At 41.7% G+C, this 9,507-nt stretch carries 7 protein-coding genes; all 7 read right to left on the bottom strand.

Annotation, left to right across the window (positions count from 1 at the left end; genetic code table 11):
* The coding region (locus OEV42_20560; GenBank protein ID MDH3976663.1) for a hypothetical protein at positions 1–1,753 on the bottom strand (1,753 nt) is incomplete at its 3' end.
* 313 nt (positions 1,754–2,066) lie between these two features.
* Complete coding sequence (locus OEV42_20565; protein MDH3976664.1) at positions 2,067–3,353, bottom strand: IS110 family transposase; 1,287 nt, start codon at positions 3,351–3,353, stop codon at positions 2,067–2,069.
* 269 nt (positions 3,354–3,622) lie between these two features.
* Entirely contained in the window at positions 3,623–4,204 is a 582-nt protein-coding gene (locus OEV42_20570; protein MDH3976665.1) for an RNA 2'-phosphotransferase, read from the bottom strand.
* 321 nt (positions 4,205–4,525) lie between these two features.
* Positions 4,526–4,912 carry a hypothetical protein gene (locus OEV42_20575; GenBank protein ID MDH3976666.1) on the bottom strand — a complete coding sequence of 129 codons (387 nt, stop codon included), beginning with the start codon at positions 4,910–4,912 and terminating at the stop codon, positions 4,526–4,528.
* Between the two features lie 12 nt (positions 4,913–4,924).
* Positions 4,925–5,194 (bottom strand): hypothetical protein, encoded by a 270-nt coding sequence (locus OEV42_20580; GenBank protein ID MDH3976667.1) that lies wholly within the window; start codon positions 5,192–5,194, stop codon positions 4,925–4,927.
* A 143-nt stretch (positions 5,195–5,337) separates the two neighbouring features.
* Entirely contained in the window at positions 5,338–5,601 is a 264-nt protein-coding gene (locus OEV42_20585; protein ID MDH3976668.1) for a hypothetical protein, read from the bottom strand.
* Positions 5,598–9,507: hypothetical protein (locus OEV42_20590; protein ID MDH3976669.1), on the bottom strand; the 3,910-nt coding region annotated here is incomplete at its 5' end. The genes OEV42_20590 and OEV42_20585, both read right to left, overlap by 4 nt.

The following is a 9,507-nucleotide window of genomic DNA, read 5'->3' on the forward strand; positions in this document are numbered from 1 at the left end:
GAGCAGCGAATTCTTCCTCAGGAGAAAGATCAAATTCTCCTGTGAGGACATAGTTTGTTAACTTAGACTTATACCCCATTAAATCAACATAAACTGTCGGATTCGAATAAGCATAAAGGTAACGATGAAGTGATGGAGGCGTTCCATACTCCCCAAGATAAGTGTCCTGAGAGATAAAACGCGCGCTCTCGGAATCATAGTACCTTGCACCGAAGTAGATCAGCCCTGTATTCTCATCAAGCTCCTGCCCAGTAAATATCTGTCTGTTAATACTCGTTCCACTCTGATTCCTGATTGTACCCCACGGATCAAGTGAGTAACTAACCTGCACAGTACCCACACTGTCAGTAAGATTAACTGTACTACCAAGTGCATCATGGTGGTAGTACTGACTTGATGTACCGTTATTCAGAGACAGGAGTCTATCGGCATATCTGTAATGCGCGAGTAATGAACTATCAGCAGCATTCCTCTCTTCAATAACGGAATTACCGTCATAGAAGTAATCAACGTCACCTCTTTCACTCAACCTATGACGTACCCTTAAGCCACCTGAGTTATAATCATAAAGACCCTTGATCTCTGCGCCCTGATTTGCTCTCACCAGTTGGTTCAATGCGTCATATTCAAACTGCATATTGGCGGCAGAATCGAGGTTGTTTGTTTTTGACAGCATGTTGCCGTTGAGGTCATAACCATAAGCAACCGTCTTACCGTTGACACTATCAGACACACTGGTCAACTTATCCAAAGCATCATAGATATAGGTTTTTGAAGCAGTAGCGGCTCCGTTAACAGTCACATTTTCCGTTGCCCTGTTGTAACTTTCAAAGGTGTAAGTAGTCAGCGTAGTATCTGTTCCGTCAGTCACACTATAGGTTGTCATCCTGTCAAGGTCATCATAATTGTATGTCGTTGTTTCAGTCACCCCGTTTTGAACCTCAACCTGTGATGTCCTATTACCGTTACTGTCATATTCATAAGCATAGCTGGAAATAACCGAACTATCAGCCGTTACCTTATTAACAATGCTTTCAACCCTGTTAGTAAGATGATAAGTGTATTTCACATCCGTGCCGTTGGGATATGTCACTGTGTCCTTCTTTCCATCTGCGTAATAACCGTAACTTGTTACCAAAGTGTCAGCCGTTGCTGTGGCTACCCTGTTCCTGCTGTCATAAGTATAAGCCGTTGTTCCGGCAGTAGTAGAAACGCTTGTTCTGTTACCATTATTGTCGTAGGCATAATCAATGAGCATTCCCCGCTGGTTGCTTGTGTCGAGTCGGTCAAAGTCGTCATAGGTGTTTTCCGTTGCATCCATCACCGTTATGCCGTCAACATCCCGCTTGCTTTCGGTAACAGTAATCACATTATTATTAGCATCATAAACCGTCACCGTCTGGAGCGGCGTCATGTAAGGCGTGGCGACATCGGGATAGTTGGCCTCAGTTTGGCGGTTAAGCTTATCGTAAATATAACTGAAGTTTTGCCCTTTTGCGTCAGTCATACTTGTCATGTTGCCTTCAGCGTCGTAGCCGTAAGTGGTGGTAATAAAGCCCGGCTGGATGTGCTTTATTTTCCGATTAAGAGCGTCGTATTCATACTTGACGCGACGGCCCAGCGCATCCATCTGAACCGTGACATTGCTGTTCTTGTCGTAGGCATATTTTGTGGTTAACCCTCCTTCACTTACTTCTAAAAGTCTGTTGAAGACGTCATAAACCATTGCCTTTGAATCGGGGATAGGGGACATCCTATACTCCTTATGTCAACAAAAAAGTTTTCTCTTTAAAAATTAATAACTTACAAAATATATAGAATTCAGTATAAAGCTCCCTGTTTACCTTTGTATTTATTGGCTTAAAGTCATAGGTTTATTTATCACTTTTGTGGACCCTGATACTAATCGTTATAAATATCCGACATGCAGCCCATTGGCTCCTGTCCATCATCCCTTATCCAGCATTCAAGATCCAGTGATTGGCCCGGTATTGTCCCTCCCGAGATCCTTAAAGGTCTCAACGGTTCTAGCTCGGGCTCTAATTATCCTGTTTTTCTATAAAGAGCTAATTTTTTGTCAAACAATCTGGATCAAAACATTCCCCCGTCTTCATTAACGTCCATGCGATCACCAGAAGTTTGGCAGCAAGCTTTACCCTCAACTTTGTTTTTATCCCTTTTTCACGGTCTCGCCCATCCATTAGAGCTGTATAGTATTGTATAAAGCCTTTATTTCGTATTGAGGCAATATGAGCTGCCTGATAAAGGGCATAACGCAGCTCTCCACTCCCTTTTTTTGATATTACCGGTATGGCATATTGACTTGTTTTACCACTACGATTGGCGCCAAGGTCTAAGCCTGCCAGTTTTACCACCTGTTTCCTATTGCTGAACCTGAAAGGGTTCCCTATTGTTGCCAGGACACTTGCCGAAACAAAGGGCCCAAAGCCGGGTATTGTCAACAAAGAGTGATAGGCAGATAGAGAATGACATTCCGCTTCAATTAATCCTTCCGTTTCTTTGACCACTTCACGTATTTGCCTCAGTTTATCTACCAGTACCATGGCTTCAAATTCCGTTGCAGAATTAACGGAACAACCGACTGACTCTATTGCCAGTTCTTGAATCTTCTTTAAACGGACCCGTTGAGCCGCACCCCGGTCTCTTGTTGTTACCATTTGATAAAACTGATTAAATTCCAGACCGGCAAGTTTACCGGTATCCAAGCACCATCGAATGATGGCCAGGTTTTCCGATTCACTTTGACTAAAAAACTTATCAAGTTCCGGGAAGTACATTGCCAGGATGTTGTTTCGTATCCGCATTTTCAGACTATGCTCTTCCCGCTTCAACCGCCTGCGAAGTGATAACAAATTACGAACTTTTTCTATCTCTAATGAGGGTGACTCATAAAAAAGGCATTTGCCTTGTGAAATTAAGTCAGAGATATTAGCGGCATCTTTTGTGTCATGCTTATCCCATCGGCCATCTAAAAGTTCCCGATTCCTTTTGACGGCAACACCGGAAACAAGGACCAGATTAAAACCACATTCAATTAGATGTTTACCTAGAGGTTTATGGTAATTCCCCGTTGGTTCTATTCCAAAAACAATCTCGGCAAGACCATTTTGTGTCTTTATTGCATTGGCATGCATCAGCAGCTTCTCATAGCCTTCAATATTATTTTCAAAGATCACTTTTCTTAAAAGAGACTTGCCGGTAGCTGTCCCCATAAAAGCATGATGCTTATCTTTTCCGATATCAATACCAATGATCAAATGTCTATCAGAACCACGGATCTCTTTTCTCAATTGACAATATTTTTTAAGCCTGATACTTTCTTGAGTATTCATAATAACCTCCTTTTAACATTTTTATGGTTGTCGTGACCTTTATGTTATCAGGAGGTTATTTTTTTGGGTAGCTTATGAAATAATTTATTATATGATCAAATGGGGTTCTATAACCTATTGATATATCTATATATAACGGTTCTCTTTTTAATGTTTTTATTTCAATGCAGTATTATAACCTATTGATATATCTATATTTAACCGGTTCCTTTTAATAAAACGAAGTCTAAAAGAGAACCGTCCCCTTTTCTTTTCCTTTTCTTTTTCAGCTACTTTACTAGGCCTGCCCCCATTCGGCTTCGGCTAATAAATTCAGCTGGTATATTATCTGCCAACCAAACAGTATCATTTCCCACGTAAAAGTTTATACCTTTAGCATAGGCTTCTTTTGCGGCTATTAGCAAGATAGCAGGCTGTTCATCTTTTCTTCGCCCTACCTGCTCAGCGATATCGATGTTTACAGATAAATGAACAAATTGGCGGCCCATCGGAAGGAGCCCTGATTCCATAATTCTGTTTAAAATAGAAGATGATGTCCCATGATAAAGTTGCTCAGGAGGTTCAGCCTTCTTTTTCAGTAATTTTCCAGGAACTGAATGACCATATAAAGCTCGAATGTGATTTCCATTTATCTCATGCCGCTTTTTACTGGATGTGACAATCATTTGAGCAATATCATCTTGATTGAGATTATTCCATTCAAGTTGATGGCTTCGAAGTGCTGTTAGTAGATCTTTAATTAAAACCCATCCCTGCTCATCAAGCTCTAACTCATAGAGCCATGGTTCATGTCTAAGTGCATGTGATACTGCCTTACTTAATTTTACAAATTCATATTTATTAAAACTCAATCATATCCTCAATTACTAAACGGAGCCATGTACAAAAAAATTGGATTTTGCTCACAACCAGACGAGGCAAAGCCATAAATAATGATTGTCTTTTCACCGTAGACCTTTACCAACAGGTAGCATCATCAATGACCCATTAAGGTACAAATGGTATCAATTCATGATTTTCACATCTTTCTCGTAAGCTTTTAAACAACTTCGTAAATTTTTATCTTTTTAAATTACCTATGAGCCAAGATTCAGTATTCCAAGTTTATATATTCCTTTAAACTTAGCTGGATATGTGAACCAAGATAGCATTTCTTCATTTCTAACTACTTTTCAAGTTTCAAAGTCCTCTATCCAGTATCTTTTTGATTTTCGCTTACCTTCTATTTCTATAAAATAAATATGCGTATTTTTCTTAAAATGCCACTCAATATCAACTATGGTAGCGACTGTTGATGATTCCCTCAACTTAACTTGCTCGCCAATCTTTCTTACAGGTTCCTTCACTGGTTTAAAAATATTACGTAGGACTCTATATCTCATATCAGCATATTTGAGAGTGATATATTGGCCATCGTCGTCAACACATTCAAAAACTTTACCATTTGGTACTAGTTTCCGGAACTTTTCGATATCTTCTGGATGAATCAAGCCAACCCCATGCTCATCAAACCATAGATAAAGCCCCCAATATCCACAAATGTTATTATTTGTACTCATATTGCACACTCTCTAATTATAAGGTAAATATCCTTGAAAATCAGTACGAAAAGAACTACTTGGTAACTGCCCAAAGGCTTCTTCTGCTGCATCAAGAGACCCTACTCCTGGCTTATAATGCCCTGAAGCATTGTTTACTGAATAGATTCTACCTCCACGAATATCAACAATGCCAGCTGCACGCACCTGAGGGTTTGATCCGCCGATTAACGTGGGATGCGGCATTCTTTGACCACCCCTTGTACCTATAACAATATTTCCAGCATCATCTACTACGTACATATGGAAAAAGGTTCTTTTTTCTAGGTTAATAATAAATTAGCACCATTTTTTCATCTATTCCAATGGGTTAAAGACCTGCTTCCCTTAAAAGAGAACCGTTTTCCTTCTTCCCTTTTATTCTACAATCTCATTCAATTGCTCTTCTAATTACTTTCATCCCCCTCGTACTTTACGACCACAAAAACTTTACCAGTACAGGAATTAACGGTGGCTTTACTAATGATTAAAGCATCCTCTGGCCTTTTTCCTGGCAAATATAATTCAAATATAATCAAGTCTCCATTCCATCGAGTACCTAAGACAAGATCATCTTTTATTACTTTTGGGATATTAACTTTTCTTAAAGCTTCTTGAGTTGCTTTTTGTGCAACTTCTCTGCATTCTTCTAATGATAAACGTTTCCTCATGGTAGCCATCCCGACAAACTATCTCCTTTTTCAGTAAACAAACTTCTACCTCCTAAAGGATTTAAAATAGCACTCTGTTCATTGTTAAATAATTGCATTATTTCTTTATCTCCTGTAGAAGCCCGCAACACCTGATTTGGAGAAACATCCTGTGGTATTGGATGTGTATGTGCAGAAAAGCGCCATCCTTTTGCGGCCATTTGCTTAGCCCAATCTTCATTTATAATCCCTTGAAACCCTTGAGGTTTTCCTCTTATAATCATTCTCTGTCCTGATAAAGTAAACATTGCGAATTCGTCTCCTGTCGCAGCTGTAAAAGCAGCAAGATCTTTCTGAGTAATAGATCTTTTCTTAACAATTATGCGCTCGCCTGGTGACCCTAATTGTGAAAGAATATTTTTTTGATGTTTACTTAAATTAGCTATCCCTCTATAAATAGCTGATGGTGTGCCATCAATTGAACTTGAGATTGTATTCTCAACCACTTCCTCAACAACATCATCAGCCTTTTTAGAGAAAAATCCTTTTAACCCTTTAAATAGACCACCGAATACTTTAGAAGCCCCAGCACTTTCTAAACCACTATATGCTAGATGCATTGCAGCGTTAAAGCGAGGATTTGATCTTCCATGCCGTTTATTCATCGGCATGCCATATCGTATTGCATTGAAATCCTCACTTATGCCTTCAATATCGACGAATAAATTGAGGCCTTTTTTTGTCAGACTCTTTTCCGGTGCTGCACGCCAACGTTGCTCTTTATGGGGATTTAGTCTATCTTCTATATAATCTCGTATTTTCTGATTTTGATAGATTTCAAGATAATCGGATATGTCTGTCTTACCTGAAAGGGAATCCATACTAGCACGCTCCCAGAAAGCATCTGCTTCCTTTTTCAGATATTCATGAGCAACAAGCCCACCACCAAACTCTTGAGTCAGTTTGACATTATCACCATCTTTTGTCCCAATTTTTACCCTTCGAACTTCTGAGTTCCATAACCAGCCATCTTTTTCAATTGCCCAGTAAACATCATTATTTTCACCAACTTTTATCGATTCATACCCATACAAATCAATATAAACCGTTGGATTCGAGTAAGCATACAAATAACGATGCAATGAAGGCGGCGTTCCATACTCCCCTAAATAGGTATCTTGTGAGATAAATCTAGCTGTTTCGGAGTCATAGTAACGAGCCCCAAAATAAATCAGGCCTGTATTTTCGTCATGCTCCTGTCCCGTAAATATCTGCCTGTTAACGGAAGTTCCACTTTGACTTCTGATGGTTCCCCAAGGGTCAAGTGAATAGCTAACCTTAACCGCTCCTGCACTGTCAGTCAGGTTAACAGTGTTGCCCAGTGCATCATGGTGGTAATACTGAGTTACAGTACCCGTATTGAGAGACAGGAGACGGTCAGCATATCTATAGTGAGCTAACAGACTGTCTGTAGCATTTCTCTCTTCTATTACCGCATTCCCATCGTAGAAGTAATTAACATCACCTCTTTCACTCAACCTATGACGTACTCTTAAACCACTGGCGTTGTAGTCATAAAGCCCCTTTACTACTGAAACCTGCGTTGACTTAACAAGACGATTGAGCGCGTCATACTCAAACTGCATATTTTCTGTAGAATCGAGGTTATTGGTTTTTGCAAGCATGTTGCCGTTAAGGTCATAGCCGTAACCAATGGTCTTGCCGTTTACACTGTCAGTTACTCTGACAAGCCTGTCCAGTGCATCATAGCTGTAAGTTTTCGAGCTTGTGACCGTTCCATTTACTGTCACCTCTTCCGTGGCCCTGTTGTAACCTTCAAAGGTGTAACTCGTAACTGTCACATCAGCGCCGGAAGTGAGCGTAAACTCCGTCATCCTGTCAATATCGTCATAACTGTAAGTCGTTGTCTCACTTACACCACTTTGAACTTCAACCTGTGATGTCCTATTACCGTTGCTGTCATAATCATAAGCATAGCTGGAAATCACCGAACTATCCACCGTCACCTTATTAACAATGCTTTTAACCCTGTTTGTCGGATGATAGGTGTATTTCACATCGGTACCATTGGGATAAGCCACCGTATCCTTTTTTCCATCAAGGTAGTAACCGTAACTAGTTACCAGACCATCAGCAGTAGCCGTCGCTATCCTGTTTCTATTGTCATAAGCGTAAGTTGTCGCCCCATTCGGTGTTGTCACACTCGTTCTATTACCGTTATTATCGTAGGCGTAGCTGATTGCCACACCCCTTTGCGTGCTGCTGGTCAATCGGTCAAAATCATCATAAGTATTTTCCGTCAGGCCTGTTACTGTTGCGCCACTTTGGTCACGCTTGGTCTCTGTGACGCTGAGCACGTTGTTGTTGGCATCATGAACCGTCACCGTCTTGAGCGGCGTCATATAAGGCGTAGCCACGTCAGGATAGTTGGCCTCCACCTGTCTGTTCAACTTATCGTAGACATAACCGAAGAGCAGCCCTTTTGCGTCAGTCATGGCCGTCATGTTCCCTTCAGCGTCGTAAACATAGGAGGTGATAATACCACCCGGCTGGATATGCTTCACCTTCCGGTCGAGCGCATCATATTCATACTTAACGCGACGGCCCAACGCATCCATCTGGAATGTTACGTTGCTGTTCTTATCGTAGGCGTATTTGGTGACAAGAGCGCCCTCACTTACTTCTAAAAGCCTGTTCAGATCGTCATAAATCATTGACCTTGTGTTACCAAGTGGTTTGGTAACCAGCGTGAGATTACCGACAGCATCGTATTCCTTGTTTGTCGTCTCTCCGGCAAAAGTAACGGAGGTCTCGCGGTTTTCCTTATCGTAAGTATAAGTAGTGACTTTGCCTTCCTCATCAGTTACGGTGACTACATTCCCCACGCCATCATAAGACCGGCTCTCTGTCGTACCATCGGCGTAAGTCGTTCCTATGAGCAAGTTGCGGCCGCTGTAAGTATAGCCTGTCCGCTTGTTTTCAGCATCCGTCGTTGCCGTCACATTACCCGCATTATCATATTCATTGGTAACTAGCCGGACGACTGCTCTTGTTGTCTGCGTGAGGCGGTAAAGATCATCGTAAGTGTTTTCCGTATTAATGCCACGCTTATCGGTGGCGGTCTTCACATTACCCACCTTGTCGTAAGTCTTTTGAGTAAACTGACCCAAGGCATCTGTCACCTTTACCTCACGACCGAGAGCATCATATTCAAAGGCAGTTGAATTATTCCGCCGGTCAGTTACTCTCGTCACCTTGCCCCGCCTGTCATACTCTGTTGTAGTTACCTTATTGGCAGCATCAGTCACAGTGGCAGGCAGGTTAAGCACGTTATAGGTAGTTTTGGTCACATTACCCTTATAGTCCGTCACTTCAAGGGCATTCCCCATCTTGTCGTAAAGAAGGGTTTTGCTTCGGGCAAGCGCCGTCCCTTCTGCCTCAACAACTTTTGTCGGCCTGTCTTCCGCATCATAGATAGTAGCCGTTACCGTCCCTCTTGCATCGGTAACAGTGGTTACATTGCTGTTAAGATCGTAGGTATAAAGCGTGCTGTTAAGCTCTCCGTCAATGGCCTTTTCCACAAGACCCAGTTCGTTACGGACAAAGCGCTTTGCATAACCGTTACCGTCGATAATACGAACTTCCTTCCCTTCACCGTCGTACCATGTGGTGCTTACATAGCCGTCGGCATCAGTCACCTGCCATGGACGGTTCCAGGCATCATAGGCCGTGGCCGTGATTCTTCCCAACGGATCGGTAAGGCTCGTCACGTTGCCTGATTTATCATAAGCATAGCCTGTCTCAATTCCACCGGGTTGAATGACCTTTGTACGGCGATTCTGTTTGTCGTATTCAAAGGTAGTCACCTTGCCTTCCTCATCAGTTTGGCTGATAAGATTACCGGCT

It is taken from the genome of Deltaproteobacteria bacterium, from assembly GCA_029860075.1.
GTDB lineage: Bacteria > Desulfobacterota > JADFVX01 > JADFVX01 > JADFVX01 > JAOUBX01.